This is a genomic window from Acinetobacter sp. R933-2 (genome assembly GCF_030325485.1).
In the GTDB taxonomy this organism is placed as follows: domain Bacteria; phylum Pseudomonadota; class Gammaproteobacteria; order Pseudomonadales; family Moraxellaceae; genus Acinetobacter; species Acinetobacter sichuanensis.
Genome location: NZ_JACAIJ010000011.1, coordinates 102,075 through 126,572 on the forward strand (window position 1 = coordinate 102,075; position 24,498 = coordinate 126,572).

A 24,498-nucleotide genomic window follows, 5' to 3' on the forward strand; every position below is an offset into this window, starting at 1 on the left:
ATTTTGCTTTCTATAACGATTAAATCTGAAAAAGGCGTGATTGCATGCACGATCGGACATTAAAACGAATTTTTATCCTTGCAGGGATAGCCTTAGTCCTATGGGTGCTTTATTTATTAAAGCCTGTAGTGATTCCATTTGTCGCTGCTTTTTTAGTGGCGTATCTGTTTAGTCCTGTAGTTGAAAAACTATCTAAAATTTTACCTCGTTGGTTATCTATTGCTATTGTTTTTATTGCCATAGGTTTAATTTTAACGTGGGCACTTTGGTTTGTTTTTCCATTGGTATGGAAACAATTAATTTATGCACGTGACAGTATTCCAGCAGGAATTCACTGGATCAACTCAACCTTTTTACCTTGGGTCTCAAATACCTTCAATGTTGAAAGAATGGAGTTAGATACAGATCAAATTTCTAAAGTCGTCATGGATTATGTACAAACCAATTATAGTGCAGATAGTATTCAGGCAATGGCATTGAAAATAGCCCAATCTGGTCTGAGTTTTATTTCTGTTGGTGGAACGATTGTTCTGATTCCAATTATCGCTTTTTATTTTTTATTAGATTGGAATCGTATGTTGGCGAGCATGAGAAATCTAATTCCACGCCCATATGAACAAAGTACTTTGAAAATTGTAGGCGAATGTCACAGCGTACTTGGCGCATTTGTCAAAGGACAATTTCTCGTCATGATCTTGTTGGGCGTTGTTTATGCTGTTGGCTTGCAATTGGTTGGTTTAGAAGTCGGGCTGATTATTGGGATGGTTGCGGGTTTATGTAGCATTATTCCTTATTTAGGCTTTGGTGTTGGTATTATTGCTGCGGTTATCGCATGCTTTTTCCAATTTGGTATGGATCTTAAACATTTGCTTTTGGTCTTGGCTGTATTTGGTGTTGGGCAATTGATTGAGGGCTATATTTTACAACCATTTTTACTGGGTGATAAAATTGGTTTATCTCCAGTAGCGGTCGTTTTTGCAGTTTTAGCTGGGGCTCAGTTGGCAGGCTTTTTAGGTATGTTAATCGCTTTGCCTGTAGCAGCCGTTATTGTTGTATTGTTGAAGCATGTTCGTGAGTGGTATGAGCATAGCGCATTATATTTACCTCAAAATGCAACCGTTGTTGTGGAAAATCATGGAAATACTCAAAATATTTCACTAGAAAGTGAGCAAGTCGATCTTGATATTGAGTTTAAAAACACGCAAGATAACAATGAAACGAAATCGGACAATGACCCACTTTAAGGGAAAATAAAGAAATATGCGTCAATTACAGTTGGATATAGAACCACAACTGGATGCCAAGATTAGTGATTTTTCTGGTCCTGGTTGGGGACCAGTCATTGATGCCGTTAGACAATTACACGCAGGATTGATTAGTCGATTTTATATTTATGGTGGAGCAGGGACAGGAAAAAGTCATCTTTTATCTGCGATTTGTGACTCTTATTTGGAAACAGGTAAGTCAGCAATTAAAGTGTCCTTGCTCGAACTATTAGATGCACCCATAGAAGCAATTCATTCATTAGAAACATACGATTTAGTTGCTTTAGATGATATTGAAGCGATCAGTGGTGTGCCACATTGGCAAAAAGCCGTTTTTCATTTGATTAATAATAACAACGAAGGTGGTGGGCAATTGGTATTTTCATCCAGATTTGCTCCCATTGAGTTAAAACTTGAACTACCCGATTTACAATCACGTTTGACCCAAGCAGTGAGTGTAAAAACACCAAATGGTAACTCTTATGCAGATCGTCAAGCATTGTTGCATTCTGTGTTAGAACGTCGGGGTGTACATTTTGACCCACAAATAACAGAATATTTGCTATTACATGGTTCACATCAAACCAGTACACTCTTACAATCTGTTGACCGTTTAGAAAAATTATTGAAAGGTGAGAAGATAAAACTTTCTCATTCAACATTAAGACAAATTTACGCGTTGATCGATGAGTACAGTCCACAATAAAATTCTTGAGAATTTTATAAAGCTGTGACAAAGTACGCACAAGGAATGTTAGCAAAGCTTTATGCTGGCTCATAAGAAATAATTAAAAGAAATCAAGGAGACTATAATGCTCAAACGGGGCATAGGCTTAGGATTATTATGTTTTACTGGTCATGCATTTAGTGCAAATATTGTGGTGACAACAACTGAAGACGTTGTAAAAGCCGATGATCAATGTTCGTTACGTGAAGCAATTGAATATGTAAACAAGGGAATGCCTGAAGCAGGTCTAAATGGGTGTGGTGGTAAAGAAGCCGCAGCGATTATTGAACTCAAAGGAAAGCAAGAATACCTCTTAAAAAGTCAACTGTCAGTTGGTCAGAGTGTACAAATAAAATCAGTCTATGATACGACTGTAACAGATACACAAAGCCAAGTAGGTCTATCTAATGCAGTTTTAAAAGCCTCTGGTAATCATCGAATCTTTAATATTAAAAAAGTCGCACTTCCAAAAGATCCAAAGGATCCAAAAGAAACAGCAACAGATGCAAAAATCACAGTCGCTTTATCAGAGTTGACCTTAGAAGGTTGTGGCGCGAGTGTTTGTGAAAAAACGGGTGGCTTAATTTATAATAATGAGCAACTTGCAATTACTGACTCTCGTTTATTAAATGGTACTGCTGAACAAGGTGGTGCAATTTATAATGCTGGTGTGCCTGGTATAGACTATAATTGGAGTGTAGTGTCTATTTCCAAGTCTTTTATAAAAGGAAATAAGGCTCAACAAGGTGGCGTGATTTATAGTGAAGCGCCACAATTTTTAGTTTCACAATCTGTGATTCGTGATAATGAAGTCACTAAGGTTAACGCTTCACTTTTTGAAACGAAAGCACCATTTAGTGCGGAAATCAGTAAAAATTTAACTGCTGAAGATCTGAGCCGAGGTATTGTTAGCAGTACTATTTTCAAGAATAAAGGCTATGTAGTTAATGTACTTGATGATATGCAAGTAAATAACGTCACCATGATTTTAAATAGCATGGGTATTTTATTAAATGCACCAAATAAAAAAGGTTATATTGCAAATAGTATTTTAGCTCAAAATGGCTCGCAAGATTGTAAAATCATAGCGGGTGGTGAAGCAGATCGTGTGAGCAATAACTTGTATTCTGTGGGTTGTGGCGGAACCAATGCACAAGCTTTAGGAAATGTACAACTGATTGCAGGAAAAACCGCAGAAGGTCAATGTGATCTAAGCTCAAAGGGTATTTTATGCCCATATAATCCTGCAAAAGATGCTGTAGTGAGCTTTTTTAAACCAAGACTAATAGAAAGCTATAAAACAATAGCAGATTCACCTATTGTCAATCGTGGTCCACAAGACTCTAATTTATTGGAGTGTGCAATTGATCAACGAGGCACTGAACGACCAGTAAATGCAAAACTCTGTGACCGTGGTGCAATAGAGTTAAAAGTAGATACAAGCACGAACTCAACAGTGGGTGAAGATATTTTATATGGTGAAGTTGCAAAATTTACCCTTGCTGATCAGTTGCAAGATGGTGAATTAGTCACACCAGCACAATGTACAACTTTATTTGGTAAGCAAGCTAATGGTGAAGCATGGAAACCAGGCTGCTTAAAAGTAGTACAAACCAATACACCATCTAAAGGGAAAATGGATATTACGCAAGAAGGTGATATTACCTATACTCCAAATGGCAATTGGCATGGTTCTGATGAATTCCAATTAAAAGTTGTAACATCAACCACTTATTTTAGCGATAACACTGAACCATATATTGCGATTACTGGTCGTGTGGTACAGGATCCACCAAATAACTTTGAAGATAAAAAAGTAAAAACTTCAGGTGGTGGAGTGGGTGTGATTGCATTATTTACTTTATTTGGCTTGATTGGTTTACGTCGAACTAAAAAATAAATTAAGGATTAGTAATGAAAAATTATAAAAAGGGAACCTTAGCCCTCATGGTAGTTGCTGCTATGTCAACAATGGCAGCAGAAGATCGAACAATTTATGTCACTACTTTTGCAGATGAAAATGGTGAAAATACAGATAAATGTTCGTTACGTGAAGCGATCACTGCTGCTGCGACACATAAAGCATTTGGTGGTTGTAATGCAGGGCAACCGCATAACTCTGTAACCAATGTTATTCAGTTGGAAGCTGGTGAATATAAACTGAACTCTGAATTGCAACCAAGTTCAGCAATTACGATATATGGTAAAGCACCTACTGATTATAGCAAGCGTGATGTATTAACCAATGATTATCCAGCAGCGACTGCACTTAAAACGACCATCAATGGTCAAGGGTTAAGTCGTATTTTTAATACAAATAACACCAATACACCGACTTTAAGTTTGAATAATCTAAAGCTCATCAATGGTTCTAGTCAAAATGCACGGACAAATGCAGGTGGAGCATTATATTTAGGTGGTCCAACAGATTTAAATAATGTTGCAATTGAAAATTCAAGCTCACAAACGGGCGGTGCAATTTATTTAAATGATGTAAATAGTAGTTTGACGATTAACACAGGTACATTTCAAAAAAATAATGCTGTAACAGGTAGTGTTTTGGCAATGACTTGTAGTGATAAGTTAAATGATTCTAAACGTGTCATTGATATTTCAAATACCAGTTTTTTAAATAATGGTTCAAGCAGTAGCCAAAGTATTTTTGCATTTTGTGGGCAACCTGAAGCGAAATTTTCTGCAAATACCATTACTGCCAATACAGCGAATGCAACGACAGGAAGTATCATTCAATTTAGTTCAACAAGTCCGCAAGGAAAAGTGAACTTAAGTGATCTTTCCAGTCTGTCTTTAGTCAGTAATACCATTGTAAGAAACTCCGCATGGGCGACATTCTTATATAATGCAGCAACCAGTAAAACACTGAACTACAATGTCATTGCTTATAATGGTGCAGGGAAATCATGCCATTACATGGGGAATGATTTAGCTACAGTTGAAAAACCAAATTTAACTTTACGAGATAATGCTTTTGCTTTGTCTGCTTCAAGTGCAAATTCAGTTTGTGAATTACCTAAAAAAGTTGAAGAAACTGTATTAAAAACCACAGTGGATTTAAGTAATACTGCATTTTCTAGTGTTTTAAGTGACTTGCAGCCTGCATCACAATATACAGGTTTTATGCCTTTGTATTTTCCTGTTGTTAATGCTGGCGCAAGTAAAAGCTTAGTTGATACAAAATCATTTGAATGTACAGGGTATGATCAGCGCGGTGTAGGTCGTGTGGATGCAACAAAAGAGTCTGATACTTCAGATAGTTCCAATTCATGTGATATAGGTTCAACGGAAATATTACGTTTAACTGTATTTAAAGCAGAGTTAACGAACACTTCTGTCGTGACATTATTAGATCAATATCAAAAATATGCCACTGAGTACAAAGATTTAATCGCAAATAAAGAAACTAAACCTGAATTTTTACCTTATTATGGAATTCAGCAAAAGTTTTATGAAAATTTATTAAATATCAAGACAAAGCAAAAGTATCGTACGATTTTCTTTGATCCATTTGCATCTAATTTGCCACATGAAGTATTACTTGCAAATAATGGTCGTGAAATTCGTCATTTAACTGTAGATAATTATACTGTTGAAGCAATAGCAAAAGGGATTGGTAATATTGATGGTAAAACTGAAAAAATTACTCCTGATTCAGACTTAAAGTGTGAATGGGACAGCAGTTTAAAACTCATCAAAATGTGGCGCTTAGATGACAATATTACGCCTACAGGTGATAAAGAGTTTTGCCAATATACGCTACGTTTGAAGTCAGATACTAAAGTTTCATCTTCTGCTTATATTTTAGGGACATTTACAAATATTGCACCTATTGCCAAAGATGCTGAATTTACTGTCAAAGAGGGTTCAAATAGTCAGGTTGTACTCAATTTACTTAATTATGTGAATGATGATGGTGATGGACTTGTCAGCACTTTAACTAAAAAATCGAAAAAACTCAGCTATTTTACAAATGCCAAAGGTGAAGATTTAGCAATTCGTATTAATAATAAGCTTGATCCACTCTTATTTAGTGCGGAGCGTACTGGTCCTTGTCCAGGTGAGGACCGTTTATATACGTGTTATGGCGGAAAAATTACAGTTCAATTGAAAAATACATTAGATCCATTTAGCTATAAATTTACTTATTTTGTTTATGATGCTGATGGTAAAATTTCAAATGAAGCGAATGTAAAACTAAATAATACAGCAACTTCAGCAGGTAGCGTACGTAAGAGCGGTGGTGGTTCTTTTGGATGGTTGAGTGTTGTAGGTCTATTTGGACTGCTAGGCTATCGTCGATATAAAAATCGTTCAACTCAATAATTTGAATGAAATCTAAAAACCAGTGTTCGCACTGGTTTTTTATCATCAATCACTAAAAAGAATTTTTTACATATTTATATATTTAAAGCTCTAAATTTGTATTATAAGTTTAAATAAGACTTGTATTTAGCAAGTATGAAACCAATACATTGACCTATGATTTTTTTATTATTTTGATATGACACAATTTATAGAACTGACTCCACTCCAGCATGTACAGATTGATCCTGCTGAGTTGCTTTCAATTAAGCGCAATGACTTGGTACCTTTGTTGGATAATCAAGGGCGTCTCAATTTGTATGCAGATCAGCTGATTCAAGCGCAGTCAGTTTTACTTAATGGTGTCGATACTCAACTGACACAAAAACTAAGTCAGGTCATTGCCCAAATCATTGAGCAATTATCCAATTCAAAGAAAAAATTGAAACAACGTAAATTCAATGCATTACAAAAATGGTTAGGTTTAGATTTAGAGTTTAGCGCAGGTCAGGTCAAATATTTTAAGGATCTTGATGTGTTAATCCAAGAAGCGAATTTTTTAAACCAAAAAATGGCAATAGAAATTCAAAAATCTCAAGCAAGGTTTCAGCAAGCTTTGGGTTTTCGTGAGCAAATGGCGAAATATATTCGTGCTGCTCAAGAGTTTTTGCATGAATATCCGCAATTTTTAAAAAATAGACATCCTTTAGATAATTTTGAAGAAAGATTATCCAAAAAAATTAATACATTAGAAACATTACAAGCCAGTAATGATATCGCTTTAGCGCAAATGCAACTGACGCAACAATTGTCTTATAGTTTAATGGATCGTTTTAAAGAGGCTCAGCAAGTGCTGATCCCTGCATGGCAATATCATCTCAAACAAAACTCTGAGCAACAGTCGATAGCTTCAGTGGGTGAATTAGATCAAAGCCGTGAAAAATTGATCGCATTATTGAAAAAATCATTAGAGCAGAAATAGGGTTGTCGTATGAATGAACTTGATAAGCATGTTGTTGAATCATCAACAGATTTACAACAACGTTATGAACAGTTAGGTTTAAAAGAAATTGGTTTAAATGCTGAAGATTATCATGAAGTTGTTAATGCTCAAAAAGAGTTGATTAATATTGATCATCATGCAGTTGCAGAATATGGTAAAAATATTGCGGCACAAACGTCATCTTATACAGATGAATTATTAGACTTAGTTAAAAATAAAGATTTGGACGCAACTGGGCAAAAATTAAATCAAGTGGTACAAGTTGCGCAACAACTCAATACATCAAGTATTTTAAATCAGTCGAAAAGCTCAGGCTTTTTTGGTGGAATTTTAAATAAATTTAAAGGTGCAAAGCAGAGTTTTGATCAGCATTTTAATTCAACTAAAGAACAAATTGATAGTTTGGTCAAAGAAATTGAAAGTTCTCAAAATGGTTTGAAAGCGCGTGTGAGTACATTGGATAAAATGTTTAGCGCTGTGCAAGATGAGTATAAACAATTGGGAATTTATATTGCCGCAGGTCAGCTTAAACAACAAGAATTACAGCAAGAAATTGCAGGATTGAGTACACAGGAACAAGATCAGCAAACCCATCAACGTATTTATGATCTAAATCATTTGGCAAATAATTTAGAAAAAAGAGTCAGTGATTTGCAAGTTTTACAACAATCTGCAATGCAAACTTTGCCGATGATTCGTATTATTCAATCCAATAATATGATGTTGGTTGATAAATTCTATGCGATTAAAAATATTACTTTACCTGCATGGAAAAACCAAATTAGCTTGGCAATTTCTTTGCAAGAACAACGTAATAGTGTGCAGTTAGCAAATACAATTGATGATGCAACCAATGATTTATTAAAGCGCAATGCTGATTTGTTACATCAAAATTCAGTAGATACTGCCAAAGCCAATCAACGTTCGGTTATTGATATTGAAACCCTTGAACATGTGCAAAACACCCTCATTAAAACAGTGAATGATGTGATTCAAATCCAAAAAGAAGGGGTGCAAAAGCGTGAAGAAGCTTCGCATCGGATTCGTGCTTTACAAACAAATTTAAAGCAATTGGTTTTGGAAAATACACAACCATCTTAAGCTCTTGATTGGTTTTGGAGAAGATATTGTCACTTAAAAATGACTACCCTATACAGTCGCTTGATTTAAAAACAGGTCTATCGACTTTAAAACAGCGTCAAAAAAAAGTGATGGCGTTGAGTGTGCTGAGTTGTGTGATTTTTATTACAACAATACTCAGTGTATTTATTCAACAAGATCTGGTTTTTCATTTTTTAGGTTTGACGAAAGATATTTCTCAACTGCATATTCCTTTAAGCGTTGACCAAACATTACAGTCTTATATTGACCAACCCAACTATCTGATGAATTTGTTTTCATGGTTTGGTTGGTTATTGCTCAAAATCGTTATTTCATTTATAGGTGCTTTTATTGTTGTTGCATTTTTAAAAAAATTTCGATTTTTTCTTGTGCGATTTCAGTCATTTATTTTAAGGTTTGTCGCATGGTTGTTAGCATTTGTCATGCTTTGGTCAGGTTTAACTTACTTACAGTATGATTGGAATGACAATGAGCAATCTGCTTATGAAGAGCTTGTGCATTATGATCGGAATATTCAACAAAGCCATATTTTTCAGTCTTTACAACAAACGGAAACGGCAGAGTCTGTGAAGGCTTATTTGTTGGGACAAACTGCTTTATTGCATAAGCCACAAGATCGTGATGCAGCAACAAGTTATGTTGCTAAGTTGGTCAAAGCTGAACGTACAGATCCGAATTTTTTTGAATATGGTTTTAAGTCTGAGCAACTTTGGGCAATGCAGCACGCTGTTTATGGCAAGTCCGTGACGGCAAGTACTGAAAAGTTGCAGCCTCGTATTGAAAAAGCACAAGCTTGGTCGGCACTGATTCAAAAGATTTTATTGGGTATTTCTGTATTGTTTTTAGTGTTCAGTATTGTTTTATATGCTTTGACGCAAAGATTTAAGCAACGTGTTATCAAAATCGAAAGACAAATTCATTTAGAATGATAAAAAAACCCGCATCAAGCGGGTTTTTTTATGACTTAAACAAGATTATGCATTTTCACGAGCAATCGCACGGTAACCAATATCTTTACGGTATTGCACACCATCAAAGGTCACTTTTTCACAAAGTTCCAAAGCTTTTGCCTGCGCTTCACCAATCGTATGACCAAGTGCAGTCACGCAAAGTACACGACCACCCGCAGTTACGATTTCACCATTTTCATTGGCTTTAGTGCCTGCATGAAACACTTTAGCGTCAGTCATTTCAGTGTCTAAACCTGAAATTACATCACCATTGCTGGACGTTTCAGGGTAGCCTTTAGATGCTAAAACGATACCTACCGTTTTACGTTCATCCCAATCAGCTTCCGCAGGTAAATTTCCTGCAATACCTGCTTCCACTAAATCAACCAGTGATGATTTTAAGCGCATCATGATTGGTTGAGTTTCAGGGTCACCAAAACGACAGTTGAACTCGATCACTTTTGGTTGACCTTGTTCATCAATCATTAAGCCTGCATACAGAAAACCTGTGTATGTGTGACCATCTGCTTTCATACCGTCAACAGTTGGGCGCATCACTTCACGCATGGTTTTTTCAAACACATCCGCAGTGACAACAGGCGCAGGAGAATACGCACCCATACCGCCAGTGTTTGGACCTTGGTCACCTTCAAAAATACGTTTGTGGTCTTGTGAAGTCGCCATCGGCAAGATGTTGTCACCATCAATCATACAAATGAAAGAGGCTTCTTCACCTGCAAGGAACTCTTCGATCACAACACGAGAACCTGCATCACCAAATTTATTGCCTGCAAGCATGTCATCAATCGCATCAAATGCTTCTTGATTGGTCATGGCAACAATCACGCCTTTACCTGCAGCAAGACCATCCGCCTTGATGACAATTGGCGCACCATTTTTTTCAACGAATGCTTTCGCTGCATCTACTTCTGTAAATACATCATAGAAAGCAGTTGGAATGTTGTGGCGTTTAAGGAAATGCTTGGCAAATGCTTTAGAGCCTTCAAGCTGTGCAGCAAATTGAGTCGGACCCCAAATTTTAAGACCTGCTGCACGACCTGCATCCACCACACCATTTACAAGTGGTGCTTCAGGGCCGACAATGACTAAATCAACCGCATTGTTTTTTGCAAAGTCGATAATTGCAGCATTGTCTAAAATATCAAGTGCGACATTTTCACATTTGTTTTCAGTTGCTGAACCTGCATTCCCCGGTGCTACAAATACTTTTGCAACTTTTTCATCTTGTGCGATTTTCCATGCAAGTGCATGTTCACGACCACCACTACCTAAAACTAAAATATTCATCTACGAATCCCTCAAAGAAAACAATCCCACCTTGCGAAGCTATGCTTCTCACCCTGTAAAAAGAGGGGAATCACCAATAAAAATGTCCCTTTATTTGTGAAAAGTCCCCCTTTTTACAAAGGGGGATTTAGGGGGATTAATAAATACGATTTCTAATTAATTAGTGACGGAAATGACGCATGCCAGTGAAGACCATCGCAATACCTGCTTCATCAGCAGCAGCAATGGTTTCTTCATCACGCATAGAACCACCCGGTTGAATGATGCATTTGATGCCTGCTTTAGCAGCATTATCAATACCATCACGGAATGGGAAGAATGCATCAGATGCCATTACCGCACCTTCAACCACTAAACCTGCATGTTCAGCTTTGATCGCAGCAATACGAGCAGAGTTTACACGGCTCATTTGACCTGCGCCTACACCAATAGTTTGACGGTTTTTAGCATACACAATTGCATTCGATTTAACGTATTTCGCAACTTTCCAAGCGAAGATCATATCATCGATTTCTTGCTCAGTTGGTGCACGTTTGGTCACAACTTTTAAGTCATCTTTGGTGATCATGCCTAAGTCTTGGTCTTGAACCAATAAACCGCCATTCACACGTTTATAGTCAAGTTGCGCTTGACGAGCATCAATTGCAGGAAGTTCGCCACATACAAGTACACGCACGTTTTTCTTCGCGCCAGTCACTTCAAGTACGCCATCAGCAATACTTGGTGCAATGATCACTTCAACGAATTGACGGTCTACAATCGCTTGCGCAGTTGCAACATCTAACTCACGGTTGAATGCAATGATGCCACCAAATGCAGACTCAGGATCAGTTGCATAAGCAAGGTCATAAGCTGCTGCAATACCATCAAGAGAAACAGCAACACCACATGGGTTTGCGTGTTTCACAATGACACAAGCAGGTTTTGCAAATGATTTAACACACTCAAGTGCTGCGTCTGTATCTGCAATATTGTTATAAGATAATTCTTTACCTTGTAACTGTTTAGCAGTAGAAACAGATGCTTCAGTTGCGGTGTCTTCTACATAGAAAGCAGCAGATTGATGCGGGTTTTCACCGTAACGTAAATCTTGTGCTTTGTTTAATTGTGTATTGAAAGTACGGGCAAATTTATCTGCTTCGCCTTCTTCCTTACCAACACGTGCGCCTAAGTAAGACGCAATCATACCGTCGTATTGAGCAGTATGTTCAAATGCTTTAACGGCTAAGTCAAAACGAGTTGCATAAGACAATGCGCCATCCGCTTTTAACTCAGCAACAACAGTTGCATAGTCAGCAGCATTTACAATAATGCCTACAGAAGCATGGTTTTTCGCAGCAGCACGAACCATCGTTGGACCGCCGATGTCGATATTTTCAATCGCATCAGCAAGTGAACAGTTTGGTTTTGCAACAGTTGCAGCGAATGGATAAAGGTTAACAACAACAAGATCAATCGCATCAATGTTGTGTTCAGCCATCACAGCTTCATCTAAGCCACGGCGAGCCAAGATACCACCATGAATTTTCGGGTGTAACGTTTTTACACGACCGTCCATCATCTCTGGGAATCCTGTATGCTCTGAAACTTCAACTACGGCAACATTATTGTCTTTGAGCAACTTATATGTACCGCCAGTAGATAAAATTTCTACCCCTAGAGCAGCAAGATTTTGGGCAAATTCAACGATTCCAGTTTTATCTGAAACAGAGATTAAAGCGCGTTTAATAGTCATGATCTTCGTCAACAGTTTTTAAAGTCTAGAGATTTAACAAATAGGCAGAATGTAGGTAAAAAAAATGCCCACGTAAGCCGTGAGCATTTTATCATTTATTCACTCATTAAACCGTGAGCTTTTAACTTTTTACGTAAAGTGCCACGATTGAGTCCAAGAATTTCAGCAGCGCGAGTTTGATTTCCGCGTGTATATTCTAGAACTACAGATAAAAGAGGTTTCTCCATTTCTGCTAGCACCATGTCATACACTTGAGATGGTTGCTCACCTTGCAATTGTGCAAAATAGTGGCGAACTGCGCGATCTACGTGAATACGAAGAGCGACATCAGATTGTGCAGTAAAAATAGGAGATTTGCTATTCATGCGAGTTAATCCGAAAATCAGATACTACTTGGGTAAAGTAATATAAATGTGGTCTAAAAAAATATCGAGCTCCGTTTTAGATCCTAAAACGGTTGGCTCTAAAACAAGAACAATTAGCTTGCCACAACTTACACAATTGAGCGAAAAATAAGCGTAACAATACATTAATATTTGTTACAGATCGCTTTAAAACAAAAATAATCCCTTATGCGCAAAATGAGAGATTAAGCACATGGTCAAGACTGTATTTGTTGTGAAAAATTGCGAGGAGTTTGTGGTACAAAGCTTTCGTGGCGCGTATGATACCATTGTCTAAGAAAAAGTGAGCAAGAAAACTACATTTTTTTTAATTTTTTTATAGTTTTTTTCAATATTAGGGGTGAATTATTTCTAATTTCCAGTTGTCAAAGGATTTTTTGTCAATTGGTAGCTCAAATTTAAAGGTATATGGGCTATTTTGAGGAATACGTTTAATCCCTGTTAAGCTCTCAATCAGATATTCATGCGCTGAAACGGTATAGATTTTTGTCACTTGCCCTTCTTTATATAAAGAAACCTTTATTAAGGGCAGCTCTAAACTTTTTGAAAATTGATTGAGCAACTGTCCTGAAAACTGTGTTTTATTGCTCTCGAGTACTTTTACTTTTAAGTTTTGTACCAAAATTTGTTTGTAACGTTGATCAATAGTTTCACAACGTAGTAATGAGCAAGTTTGAGTAAATAACGTATTTAATACAGGATAACGGTCTAGTAAATTCGGGTTAAACCAGAGGATTTGAAAACTCAAAATTGAAACTAACGCAATATTAATTAAAGTCCACATCATATAATAAAGTCGCGTTTTTTGAATTTCCCGATGTGGCTTATGGTTGTGATGCGTCGCTAAATGTAGAGCAGGGAAAGTTTGCGAGGCGCTATCATCAACAAAATTAAGCGTATTTAAATAGGTTCTTAGATCAATATTAGAATTTTCAATTTTACGGCTAAAAAAGTCATTAATCGTGTTTTGTTCAGTATTCAGTTTAGGCAAATGAATATGTGGCTTTGATGAGTGATTTCGATAAGATGATGGATGGGGGTTTTCATGCTCATCAGAAATTGTAGAGGATTCAAATAAATGGAGCAGTGCATTGAATTGTGTTGTGCATTTAGGACAACAGACCATACCTTGTGCGGCTGTAAGTTGAGTTACAGAAACTTTATATAAAGTTAAACAATTTGGGCAGCGGGTCTGTTTATCACTCATAAGCTCATCATTTTTATTTGTTTAAATCTGATGGCGCTTTCCAGAAATACGACACCAATTTTCATCACGTTTTTCGACTTCTACTATATCAAAAAACTGAGAATAAACATTAGAAACATCAGCTACTTGCTCTTCAATTACACCTGCAAGTGCGAACTCGCCCTCAGATTTAATTAAAGTTGAGAATTCTTCTGCAAGCATCATCAGTGGTCCTGCTAGAATATTGGCTACAAATACATCTGCTTTTTGGTCAGCAAGTTCTAAGTTGAACTCTTCAGGTAAACCAACATAAAGATTTTCCAGTACACCATTTAACTCAGCGTTTTGTTGAGTGGCTAAAACAGCTTGTGGGTCAATATCAGTTGCATAAACTTTTTTTGCGCCAAGCAAAAGAGCCGCAACACCTAAAATGCCTGAACCACAACCATAGTCAATGACGATCTTGTCTTTAACATCTATTTTGCCTAACCATTGTAAGCATAAAAATGTAGAAGCATGGTTGCCTGTACCAAACGCTAAACCTGGATCGAGTTTAATATTAACTGCATCTGCTTCAGGGGCTTCCATCCATTCAGGCACGATCCAATATTTTTCAGCAATTTGAATAGGTTCATATGCATCCATCCATGTACGTTCCCATTCTTGATCTTCTAAGAATTCACTACGCATCGGTTCAGTTGGCAGTTGTGTACGGATAAAAGTTTCTAAAGCTGCGACATCAATTTCTTCATCATCTTCTTGAGCATAAATGCCTGTAACAATCACTTTATTCCAAAGTGGTGTTTCACCTGGTAGTGGTTCAAGTAGGTCTTGGTTTTCAGCATCGTCAAGGGTAACGCTTACAGCGCCAAGTGAACTTAATAATGTTTCTGTAAAATCAACTTGAGCTTGCTCAACTGTAATATGAATTTGTAACCACTTCACGGCAAAGACCTAATACTTTTCTTAAAAGCGTTATTGTAGCGGAAACCATGCACTTGTGCTGTATCAAATTAAAAAATGGACGCTGAACGTCCATTTAAAAATAGGATCATGTCTTTGAGATAGGGGAATGTGTGGATACAGATTGATTGCTTGCTAAACGTGAAATGATCATGCCAAAAATAGCTGCGAAAAAATACATAAAAATAGAATAGACGGCTGCTGGCATAGCAACGGTCGTGTTATTCATGACAGTCAATGCGATGGTCATGGCTAAAGTACTATTATGAATGCCAATTTCAAAGGCACAGGCACGTGCTTGAGCACTACTAACTCCTAAAAAACGTGGGACAAAATAACCAATGAATAGGCTGCAAATACAGAAAATAATCGTTGCAATTCCCACTTGCGCGATATATTCCACAATGTGCGCACGCTCTTTAGCGATGGCTCCTATAATAATCAAAACTAAAAATACAACTGAAAAAATTCGTAAAGGCTTATTCAGCTTTTCACTAAAATGAGGAGCATAACGTCGAATTGTCATTCCTATAGCAACAGGAATGAGGATAATGGCAAAAACTTGTACTATTTTACTGAACTGCATGCTGATTTGCTGAGCATCATTCATAAAATATTGAATCGAAAAATTCACAATTAAAGGCAATGTGAGTGCCGCAATCACTGAGTTAATCGCAGTCAGCGTGATATTTAGAGCAATATCACCTTTAAATAAATAGCTAAATAAGTTTGCTGTGCTGCCACCAGGTGAAGCAGCGAGCAGCATCAGACCCACAGCAAGTAATGGCGGTAAAGCGAGAATTTTACAAAGAATAAAAGCAATACCAACAAGGAGTACGAGTTGACAAAATAAAGCGATGACCACAGCTTTAGGGTGTTTAGTTACTCGTGCAAAATCTTTTGGAGTAAGCTCAAGCCCTAAGCCAATCATAATAATGGCAAGGGCAAGAGGTAACATAATGGTGATAATCCCTGAATCCATAATGTATCCCTTTGTTATTTTGGTTTATTTGTCATATAGCGCTTTTTACTAAAGCTTCTTTAATATAGTGTAAAAAATGTGCTGTGGATATGAAAAATGAATATCCATGAGATCGTAATTCATTTAAATTTAAAGTATTAATTTTATAGCTTACATAACTGATGTTGCGTAGTATCTTTAATCTAAAAATTATACTTTAAATCTAGAAGAATGTAGATACGCGGAAACGTCATCCGCAATTGTTTGAGGTAGGACTTCTTCTTATAAATAAAGTTTCTGCGAAACATTCAATTTTTTGATGCTAGTGAACGAGTTTTGCGGATGACAATGGTTTTGCCTACTTTTCCCAAAAGAAAAGTAGGTCGAGCCTGAGCAAGTCAAAGTATACTTTGACGAAGCGCAAGACGCAGTGGCTAATCCCTAAATTTAAACTTTGGATATAGAATTCCGTCGCGTAATTTAGATTTTTCTATTTTTAGCCGTGTAATTTGAATCAAATGCGTAACATCAGTTACATAAAAAAGCGATCAACTTATAAAGTTAATCGCTTGTAAAATAGAAAGAGAATTATTGAATTGCAGGTGCTGCTTCAGTCGGTTGCTCGCTTGATTGTTCAGTGGCTTGCGGTGCTTCGTTGACTGCGACAGGATCAGCAGTTGCTGCAGGTACTTGTTCTAGAGCAGGAGTGCTTGCTGCGGCAGGCTCAATTGCTGCTGCGCTGTTGCCACCTGCTGGTGCAGGGAATGTAAATTGCAATTTACCATTTGCATTTGGTTCACAACTACCATTATAAGTTACACCTTTATTGGCATAAACAACCCAATCTCCTTGCTTTTTATTTTTACATACTTGAATCTGTTTGTTGACTTCAGCCTTACTTGCGTTTTCATCTGCTGCATGTGCAAAAGAAAAAGCGAGGCAGCTTAGTAATGATGTTGCAATCACTTTAGAGATCGTATTTTTCATAATCGTTTTCCTTTATATAAAGTGAATCTTCAAAACAAATATTGCTTGAGTGTTTTTTATCCTAATCAAGTTTTTGAATAATTTAAATTTCATTTATATGTGAATAGTGCAACAAAGTGTCAAGTTGTGTAATATTTCCTAACGGTCTAATGCAAATAATTTTGTAAAACTGCCTAATACTGAAACCAAATTTTTGCTATAATTTTACGTCATTTTATTTTCTCTCAATTATCACTATGCATTATCCTAAAGTTTACGATGTCATTGTTATCGGCGGCGGTCACGCAGGTACGGAAGCGGCGCTTGCTGCGGCACGTATGGGTCGACAGACTTTACTCCTTACTCATAACATTGAGACTTTAGGGCAGATGAGCTGTAACCCAGCCATTGGTGGTATTGGTAAATCTCACCTTGTACGTGAAATTGATGCCTTGGGTGGCGCAATGGCATTGGCTGCCGATAAAGGTGGTATCCAATTCCGTATTTTAAACTCACGTAAAGGTGCAGCAGTGCGTGCAACACGTGCGCAAGCTGACCGTATCCGTTATAAAGCTGCAATTCGTCATACCTTAGAAAACCAAGCAAATTTGGATATTTTCCAACAAGCTGCTGACGACTTATTGGTTGAAGGCGATACCGTAAAAGGCGTTGTGACGCAAATGGGTATTCGCTTTGATGCGAAAACCGTTGTATTGACCACAGGTACATTCCTTGGTGGCGTGATTCACGTGGGCTTAAATAATGCTTCGGGTGGTCGTGCAGGTGATCCGCCATCAATTTCTTTGGCGGCTCGTTTACGTGAGTTAAACCTTCCTGTTGGACGTTTAAAAACAGGAACACCACCACGTATTGATGCGCGTTCAGTTGATTTCTCAGTAATGACGCCACAACCAGGCGATTTCCCATCACCAACTATGTCATTCATGGGCGATGCTTCAATGCATCCTGAGCAAGTCAATTGTTATATTACCCATACCAATGAACGTACACATGACATCATTCGTGGTGGTTTAGATCGTTCGCCAATGTATACGGGTGTGATTGAAGGAGTGGGTCCTCGTTATTGCCCATCTATCGAAGATAAAATTAATAAATTTGCAGATAAAAACTCGCATCAAGTATTCCTTGAGCCTGAAGGTTTGGATACTCACGAGTTATATCCAAATGGTATTTCAACATCTTTACCGTTTGATGTGCAGTTTGAATTGGTTCGTTCGATTCGTGGTATGGAAAATGCGCACATTTTGCGTCCGGGTTATGCGATTGAATATGATTATTTCAATCCGCAAGCATTGAAATTCTCTTTGGAAACCAAAGCCATCAATAACTTGTACTTCGCTGGTCAAATTAATGGTACAACAGGTTATGAAGAAGCAGGCGCACAAGGTTTATTGGCAGGTTTAAATGCTGCGCGCCGTGCGTGGGATCAGGAGCAATGGACACCAAAACGTGATGAAGCGTATATGGGCGTTCTTGTGGATGACTTGATTACACTGGGTACAAAAGAACCGTACCGTATGTTTACTTCTCGTGCCGAATACCGTTTGATGCTGCGTGAAGACAATGCGGATCAGCGTTTAACACCAATCGGTCGTGAAATGGGTCTAGTGGATGATGCACGTTGGGCAAACTACTGTGAAAAAATGGAAGCAGTAGAAACTGAAAAAGCACGTTTACAGCATCTTTGGGCTGCACCAAACAATCCTTTGGGTAAAAAATTCGTTGATTTGACTGGTGATGACTTGTCTAAAGAAACCAATGCGATTGATTTGTTAAAACGTCCGAATATCAATTTCTCACAAATTGCTGAAATCACAGGTTCTGAAGTGTCTGCTTTTGTGGGTGAGCAAATTGAAATCGCTGTGAAATATGCAGGTTATATCAACCGTCAGCAAGAAGATGTTGCACAAATGAAGCGTTTGGAAGATACGCGTATTCCTGCTGATTTTGATTATGATGTGGTTTCTGGTCTTTCTCGTGAAATTACCTTGAAATTGAAAGATGTTCGTCCTGAAACTTTAGGGCAAGCAGGACGTATTCCGGGTGTAACACCTGCGGCTGTTCAGTTGTTGATGATTACAATTCGTAAGAATCATGCAGCGAAAAAATCTGCGTAAGATTTTACAGTTGTAAAAAAACCCGCTGAGCGCGGGTTTTTTATTAATTATTTTGAGTGATGATATTAAAATATCGATAATAAGATCAACTTACTATAAGAAAGGAAAAAGATGGATATTTTTCAATTAACATATTTTTTAACTCAAGCTTGTTTAGGTGAAATTACTCAAAATTTCAGAAAAATATATCTTACAGTAAGCGGTAAAGTAATAAAAAGTCACTTTTTTTAGTAGATCGAGACGATGAGGAGATAGAACAAATTTATTTTGAAATTTTATCAATTTTTGAAATGTTAATTGATGATACTGAATCCTATATAGATTATGAAATTCACTCTGAAATTATGATTGGACGAGATAAAGAACTTATCAAAGATGATCTTAATACAATAATTTGTGTATTCAGTCGAAAAGAGGTCTAAGTGGTTACAAAGGTGTTTTAAAATTTATTGTGAGCATGGGATTGAAATAGTGAATAATGGGTGTTGATATGGTAAATGAGTATTACAAGGCATTTAATCTGAATTTACATCAAGATATTTTTCATATATGTGATAGAAATCGTCGTTAAAATGACACTTAATTAAATCGAGAAATGTATTTTTTATCATGTTAGATATATGCTTAACTTCATCAACTTTAACAAATTCAATTTCACCAACATCTGAACCGAATATATTTACAGCCTTTATCGAATACAAATAATCCTTTACTGTAAAGTGATAATAATTGTCCCAACCTTGCTCAATGAGATCTAATGTAAAGTCAGTACCAGTATTTAAAGATGTTAAAACTTCAGGAAAAATATTTAGAAATTGATCAAAAATATACTTATATGAAGTGGTTCCTAAATTACAAATGTCTAAAACAAAATCAAATTCGGTTTTTTCAACTAATAGTTCTTTCACATAAAAATTTAATAAAAAATAATAAGTTGCTTCATCACTATAGGGATCTTCTTGCATATCATTTGAAATATACTCAAATATTTCCTTTGCTTTATCGGGATGAATTGTAAAATTATTGGGTAGAGCATGAATATTAATTTTCATTGTTTAATCATTACCAGATGTAAATACATGTAAATTTTTTCTTAAATTTACGGATATTTTAATGGCTAATTTTTCTTTTAAGTATTAATTTTTTGAACTTTATTCTTGTTAAAGCATTTTAATAAGATAGGATTGCTTTATTAGTGTCTTTGTGACACTATAAATAAAATTTAAATAAATTATTGATGAACAATGACCAAACAAAACCAAATTAAAGGCGCAATTTACGGACTACTCATCGGTGATGCTGTTGGTGTACCTTACGAATTTAACTTGCCTGAACAATTACCGAGTTACGATCAAATCGATATGATTTCACCATCAAACTTTCAAAAAACTTATCCAAACATACCGTTTGGAACATGGTCAGATGATGGTGCACAAGCTTTATGCCTATTAGATTCATTGCTATATAAAAACAAACTTGATCCCGAAGATTTTATGAACCGTATGTGTAATTGGTATCAACATGGTTATATGGCAGTGGATTTTCAAGTCTTTGATGTCGGCATCCAAACACGTTCTACAATTCAACTGTATTTAAATGGTGTGCCATTGGCAAACGTTGCTAAAAACGATGAACAAGCCAATGGCAATGGTTCACTGATGCGAGTTTTACCTTTAGCGATTTGGCATACAGGTACAGATGCGCAACTCATTCAAGATGCTTATGCACAATCACATGTGACGCATGCACATCTACGTGCCAAAGTGTGCTGTGCTTTATATTGTTTATGGGCAAGATCTATCTTAAATGGCTTAAATATTGAAAATGCTTGGCATGATGCAGTTGCTAAATTACGCAATTATTTTCAGGATAAACCAGAAGATTTAGCACAACTCGAATTTTATATTCGTCCTGATAAATTAGAAAAGGGCACAGGCAGTGGTTATGTGGTGGACTGTCTAAAATCTGCACGCTATGCCCTACAACAACCGACTTATCAAGATGTTGTTAAAACAGCAATTGCTTTAGGTCATGATACAGATACGACAGCTTGTGTTGCAGGTGGAATAGCAGGTTTATACTATGGGTTTGATGCAATTCCTCAAGCTTGGGTTGAGCAACTGAGGGGTAAAGAAATGGTTGAACTACTGTTAGCACGATGATATGCAATTTCATAAAATGGAAATAAATAAGATTATCGGATTATTTTCTAAACAAAATTAGTGAAAATAAAAGCTGTTTTAATTATTTTTCAAAAAAGATTGCGCTTGTTATAGTGGACTTACATTCAAAACAAGAGGTGGAACACCATGACGATGAAGTCAATTAGATACAATGCAGGTGAGTTAGCGTGCTGTATGAACTGATAATTTTCTCCAATAACTCATGTTGTATATAGGCATGTGTGCAATATGAGTTTTTAAATCAGTGCAAAATAAAAAATGAAAAAGATCATTAAAATATGAAAATACAGATAAAAAGATAGCGCAAAATAAAGAGAAACTTAAATAAAATAAAAAATGATCAGAGCCGTAAAGGCTCTTTTTTTGTTGCTAAATGATCATTTTAAAATAAGACTTCTATCTTTATTCGATTTCATGTACAGCATTAAAGACTTCTACAGGTTCAATACGCACTAATTTTTTACCAAAACTGCGTAGCCACCAAACAAGCTGAGATGTAAACGGTACAACCGCACTTACTTGATAAAGTTGATTGCTTAACGCTTTTACTTTTTGATTTTTACTGAGTTGGCTTTCGGTGAAATATTGTGCATCATCTTCGTGCATGATGAGTTTTAATTCAACATTTTCCGTTGCTTTAGAAAAGTCAACACGGAAACCCAACGCGCCTGAGTCAATATAAGTATCAATATCAAAATCAACAGGATGTAAAGCACGAAGATCTAATAAATTTGCGGATTTAAAACGATGTAGAGCAAAGGTTTGTACATCAGATTTGTCATGTCGAGTACAAATTAAATAAATAATTGCGCCTTTTTGTACCAAGCCGAGAGGATTAAGAATATAAGATTTTTCTTCACCCAAATGTCCACGTGCACGATAAACACATTCTATTTGTTTGTCTTGTAATAAACCTTCGTAAATTGCTTGTTGTGCTTGACGTTCAACAATTGGTGGAATAACAGGTTGATTTGCAGGGACAATACGAACACGATTCACCCATTGACGTACATTATTTTGTGTCGATAAGCTACGTTTTGCCAAGTCAAACCATGGATGCATTTCAGCAATTAAACTAGGTGGAAGGAGATGTTTTAAATGTTCTTCTACCATCATAAAGGTAACTGCTTGTGAACTCGTCATATGCGGTAAGCTTTGAATCGGTGCATCTGAGCGCCAACGCCAACCTTGCGGCACAGTTTTATTACTTTCAATTGGAAAACGTTGCGCGATCTGATTGAGGTCGCGTTGGATGGTTCTCAAACTGATGTCAATACCTTCACGTTCCAAGGTTTCTTGTAACTCACGTGTGCCCATCCATTTTCCTGTAGATAAACGGGAAAGGATTTGCCATTGGCGGTAGAGACTATTGGAAGTTTCTTTTTCTTGTGTCGACATATGGGATATCAGTAAAATCGTGAAAGTTTAAGTGAATGAGAATGTCATACACAATAGGAAATTAAAACCCTTTCTGCAAGTTATATCCTAAAATAGATATATTAATCTATGATTATTATAAAGAAAAATTTTGAAACAACTTTTAGTAAAACTGATATTGAGTCATATTTTGATCAGTGAATTAATAATATTTGCGCATTTTACATTTTAGCTTGGCATTGATCTTGCTTTTATCATGATGAAAGACATCAATGATTAAATAACAAGGGGTTTGTATGTTACGAGAAAATATAAGTACAAATTTGGATCCTGAACAATTTTCATTACCAACACAGACGCTCAAAACAGAGTTTTCTCAAGATTTAGAGCAAACTAGTGTTCAACACAAATTTGAACAGCAAGAAAATACATCGCATCTTTTAAAACAACTGGATTCAGTATTTTTCAATGAAATGACAGATGATCAGGTGTTATCTGCTGCGACAGCCGAAAAAATGCAACATTGGTTGTCACAGCACAGTCTTTACCAACTTGAACAGCTCAATGAAACAGCGAGAGCACATTTTATCTATCAAGGGATTACTTTTGCAGTATATGGCGACAAGACTGGCATTGAGCGTACCATTCCATTTGATTTAATTCCGAGAGTGATCGCGAAGCAACAGTGGAACAAAGTTTCTGCGGGTTGTACGCAAAGAATCAAAGCATTGAATTTATTTTTAGCCGATATTTATCATGAGAAAAATATTTTAAAAGAAGGAATCATTCCTGAGTCACAAATACTTGCTCATGAGGCTTATCAACCATTAATGATGAACAATCATTTGAATGGTAATGTATATAGCCAAATCAGTGGCATAGATATTGTTCGTGATCGGCAGGGCGAATTTTTCGTTTTAGAAGATAATTTACGTACCCCATCAGGTGTATCTTATATGCTTGAAAGCCGAAAAATGAGCCAAAAATTTATGCCAGAACTCTGTAATCAGCAAGTTGCAGGGATTGAGCATTATCCAAAATTATTAAAAGAAATTTTAGCTGAAAATGCTTATGTTGATCAGGCAACAATCGTTGTATTAACCCCTGGACGCTATAACAGTGCTTATTATGAACATGCCTTTTTAGCAAGGGAAATGGGTGTACCTTTAGTGACATCACGTGATCTTTTTGTAGAGAACGACAAGGTTTATGTGAAAACGATCCGTGGTAAGCAACAAGTTGATGTAATTTATAGGCGCTTAGATGATAGCTTTTTAGACCCTTTAAGCTTTAGAGCGGACAGTACTTTAGGTGTAGCAGGCTTAATGTCTGCTTATTTAAGCCAAAATGTCGTCATTGCAAATGCACCTGGCACAGGGGTCGCAGATGATAAGTCGGTCTATCCTTATGTTGATCAGATGATTGCTTATTATCTCAACGAAAAGCCAATTTTATCAAATGTACCTACATATCAATGCCGTGAAGCTGAAGCTTTAGATTATGTACTGCATCATCTTGATCAACTTGTTGTGAAAGAAGCGCAAGGTTCGGGTGGCTATGGTATGTTAATTGGACCTCAAGCAACAGAACAAGAAATTGATCTGTTTCGAATGAAACTCATCGCAACACCATCTGCATATATCGCTCAACCTACTTTAGATTTATCGGTTGCACCGACTTTAACTCAACAAGGAATCGCTGAACGACATATTGATTTACGCCCTTTTATTTTGACATCGCCAGAAAGAGTTGAAATCGTTTCAGGAGGCTTAACTCGTGTCGCTATGCAACAAGGTTCCTTAGTGGTCAATTCTTCTCAAGGTGGAGGAATTAAAGACACTTGGGTGATTGATGAATATTCCATTTAGTTTGCTTGATGAGTATTCAAAT

Annotated in this window: 18 protein-coding genes and 1 pseudogene; 10 read left to right on the plus strand and 9 right to left on the minus strand. The window is 36.7% G+C overall.

What is annotated here, in order from left to right:
* The first annotated feature begins 44 nt into the window (after nucleotides 1–44).
* From cxpE to HX005_RS13755, 7 genes are all read left to right on the plus strand, one after another.
* Nucleotides 45–1,244, plus strand: a complete 1,200-nt coding sequence (gene cxpE / locus HX005_RS13725; RefSeq protein ID WP_107007409.1) for a chloramphenicol efflux transporter CxpE — start codon at nucleotides 45–47, stop codon at nucleotides 1,242–1,244.
* 16 nt (nucleotides 1,245–1,260) lie between these two features.
* On the plus strand, nucleotides 1,261–1,971 hold the full coding sequence (gene hda / locus HX005_RS13730; RefSeq protein ID WP_107007408.1) for a DnaA regulatory inactivator Hda: 711 nt from the start codon (nucleotides 1,261–1,263) through the stop codon (nucleotides 1,969–1,971).
* 106 nt (nucleotides 1,972–2,077) lie between these two features.
* Nucleotides 2,078–3,892 carry a rhombotarget A gene (gene rbtA, locus HX005_RS13735; RefSeq protein ID WP_286377771.1) on the plus strand — a complete coding sequence of 605 codons (1,815 nt, stop codon included), beginning with the start codon at nucleotides 2,078–2,080 and terminating at the stop codon, nucleotides 3,890–3,892.
* Between the two features lie 14 nt (nucleotides 3,893–3,906).
* Nucleotides 3,907–6,333, plus strand: coding sequence for a CSLREA domain-containing protein (locus tag HX005_RS13740; RefSeq protein WP_286377772.1), 2,427 nt, complete (start codon nucleotides 3,907–3,909; stop codon nucleotides 6,331–6,333).
* 178 nt (nucleotides 6,334–6,511) lie between these two features.
* Nucleotides 6,512–7,294, plus strand: a complete 783-nt coding sequence (locus tag HX005_RS13745) for a tellurium resistance protein (protein ID WP_286377773.1) — start codon at nucleotides 6,512–6,514, stop codon at nucleotides 7,292–7,294.
* A gap of 9 nt (nucleotides 7,295–7,303) precedes the next feature.
* Nucleotides 7,304–8,416 (plus strand): toxic anion resistance protein, encoded by a 1,113-nt coding sequence (locus HX005_RS13750; protein ID WP_286377774.1) that lies wholly within the window; start codon nucleotides 7,304–7,306, stop codon nucleotides 8,414–8,416.
* 26 nt (nucleotides 8,417–8,442) lie between these two features.
* Nucleotides 8,443–9,366 (plus strand): hypothetical protein, encoded by a 924-nt coding sequence (locus HX005_RS13755; protein WP_286377775.1) that lies wholly within the window; start codon nucleotides 8,443–8,445, stop codon nucleotides 9,364–9,366.
* Nucleotides 9,367–9,411: 45 nt separating this feature from the next.
* Here the strand turns inward: HX005_RS13755 and purD are convergent, their stop codons facing one another.
* The 7 genes and pseudogenes from purD to HX005_RS19695 form a co-directional block, all read right to left on the minus strand.
* A complete protein-coding gene (gene purD / locus HX005_RS13760) occupies nucleotides 9,412–10,695 on the minus strand; it encodes a phosphoribosylamine--glycine ligase (RefSeq protein ID WP_286377776.1) in 1,284 nt (427 codons plus the stop codon).
* 160 nt (nucleotides 10,696–10,855) lie between these two features.
* Nucleotides 10,856–12,430, minus strand: coding sequence for a bifunctional phosphoribosylaminoimidazolecarboxamide formyltransferase/IMP cyclohydrolase (gene purH / locus HX005_RS13765; RefSeq protein ID WP_286377777.1), 1,575 nt, complete (start codon nucleotides 12,428–12,430; stop codon nucleotides 10,856–10,858).
* Nucleotides 12,431–12,525: 95 nt separating this feature from the next.
* A complete protein-coding gene (gene fis / locus HX005_RS13770) occupies nucleotides 12,526–12,795 on the minus strand; it encodes a DNA-binding transcriptional regulator Fis (protein ID WP_001086304.1) in 270 nt (89 codons plus the stop codon).
* A 373-nt stretch (nucleotides 12,796–13,168) separates the two neighbouring features.
* Complete coding sequence (locus HX005_RS13775; protein ID WP_286377778.1) at nucleotides 13,169–14,041, minus strand: MJ0042-type zinc finger domain-containing protein; 873 nt, start codon at nucleotides 14,039–14,041, stop codon at nucleotides 13,169–13,171.
* Nucleotides 14,042–14,062: 21 nt separating this feature from the next.
* Nucleotides 14,063–14,965 (minus strand): 50S ribosomal protein L11 methyltransferase, encoded by a 903-nt coding sequence (gene prmA / locus HX005_RS13780; RefSeq protein ID WP_107007399.1) that lies wholly within the window; start codon nucleotides 14,963–14,965, stop codon nucleotides 14,063–14,065.
* A gap of 106 nt (nucleotides 14,966–15,071) precedes the next feature.
* Nucleotides 15,072–15,965, minus strand: a complete 894-nt coding sequence (locus tag HX005_RS13785) for a bile acid:sodium symporter family protein (RefSeq protein ID WP_286377779.1) — start codon at nucleotides 15,963–15,965, stop codon at nucleotides 15,072–15,074.
* 732 nt (nucleotides 15,966–16,697) lie between these two features.
* Nucleotides 16,698–16,931 (minus strand): annotated as a pseudogene (locus HX005_RS19695) (hypothetical protein); the annotation flags it as partial.
* A gap of 236 nt (nucleotides 16,932–17,167) precedes the next feature.
* Between HX005_RS19695 and mnmG the strand changes: the two are divergent.
* Nucleotides 17,168–19,048: a tRNA uridine-5-carboxymethylaminomethyl(34) synthesis enzyme MnmG gene (gene mnmG, locus HX005_RS13795; RefSeq protein ID WP_286377781.1), complete on the plus strand. Its 1,881-nt coding sequence runs from the start codon at nucleotides 17,168–17,170 to the stop codon at nucleotides 19,046–19,048.
* A 515-nt stretch (nucleotides 19,049–19,563) separates the two neighbouring features.
* On the opposite strand, the gene HX005_RS13800 is transcribed toward mnmG, so the two are convergent.
* A complete protein-coding gene (locus tag HX005_RS13800) occupies nucleotides 19,564–20,100 on the minus strand; it encodes a hypothetical protein (protein WP_286377782.1) in 537 nt (178 codons plus the stop codon).
* A gap of 192 nt (nucleotides 20,101–20,292) precedes the next feature.
* Between HX005_RS13800 and HX005_RS13805 the strand changes: the two genes are divergently transcribed.
* A complete protein-coding gene (locus tag HX005_RS13805; protein ID WP_286377783.1) occupies nucleotides 20,293–21,210 on the plus strand; it encodes an ADP-ribosylglycohydrolase family protein in 918 nt (305 codons plus the stop codon).
* 423 nt (nucleotides 21,211–21,633) lie between these two features.
* Here the strand turns inward: HX005_RS13805 and HX005_RS13810 are convergent, their stop codons facing one another.
* Nucleotides 21,634–22,629: a helix-turn-helix transcriptional regulator gene (locus tag HX005_RS13810; RefSeq protein WP_286377784.1), complete on the minus strand. Its 996-nt coding sequence runs from the start codon at nucleotides 22,627–22,629 to the stop codon at nucleotides 21,634–21,636.
* Nucleotides 22,630–22,904: 275 nt separating this feature from the next.
* On the opposite strand from HX005_RS13810, the gene HX005_RS13815 reads away from it, so the two are divergent.
* Nucleotides 22,905–24,476 carry a circularly permuted type 2 ATP-grasp protein gene (locus HX005_RS13815; RefSeq protein WP_286377785.1) on the plus strand — a complete coding sequence of 524 codons (1,572 nt, stop codon included), beginning with the start codon at nucleotides 22,905–22,907 and terminating at the stop codon, nucleotides 24,474–24,476.
* Nucleotides 24,477–24,498 lie beyond the last annotated feature (22 nt).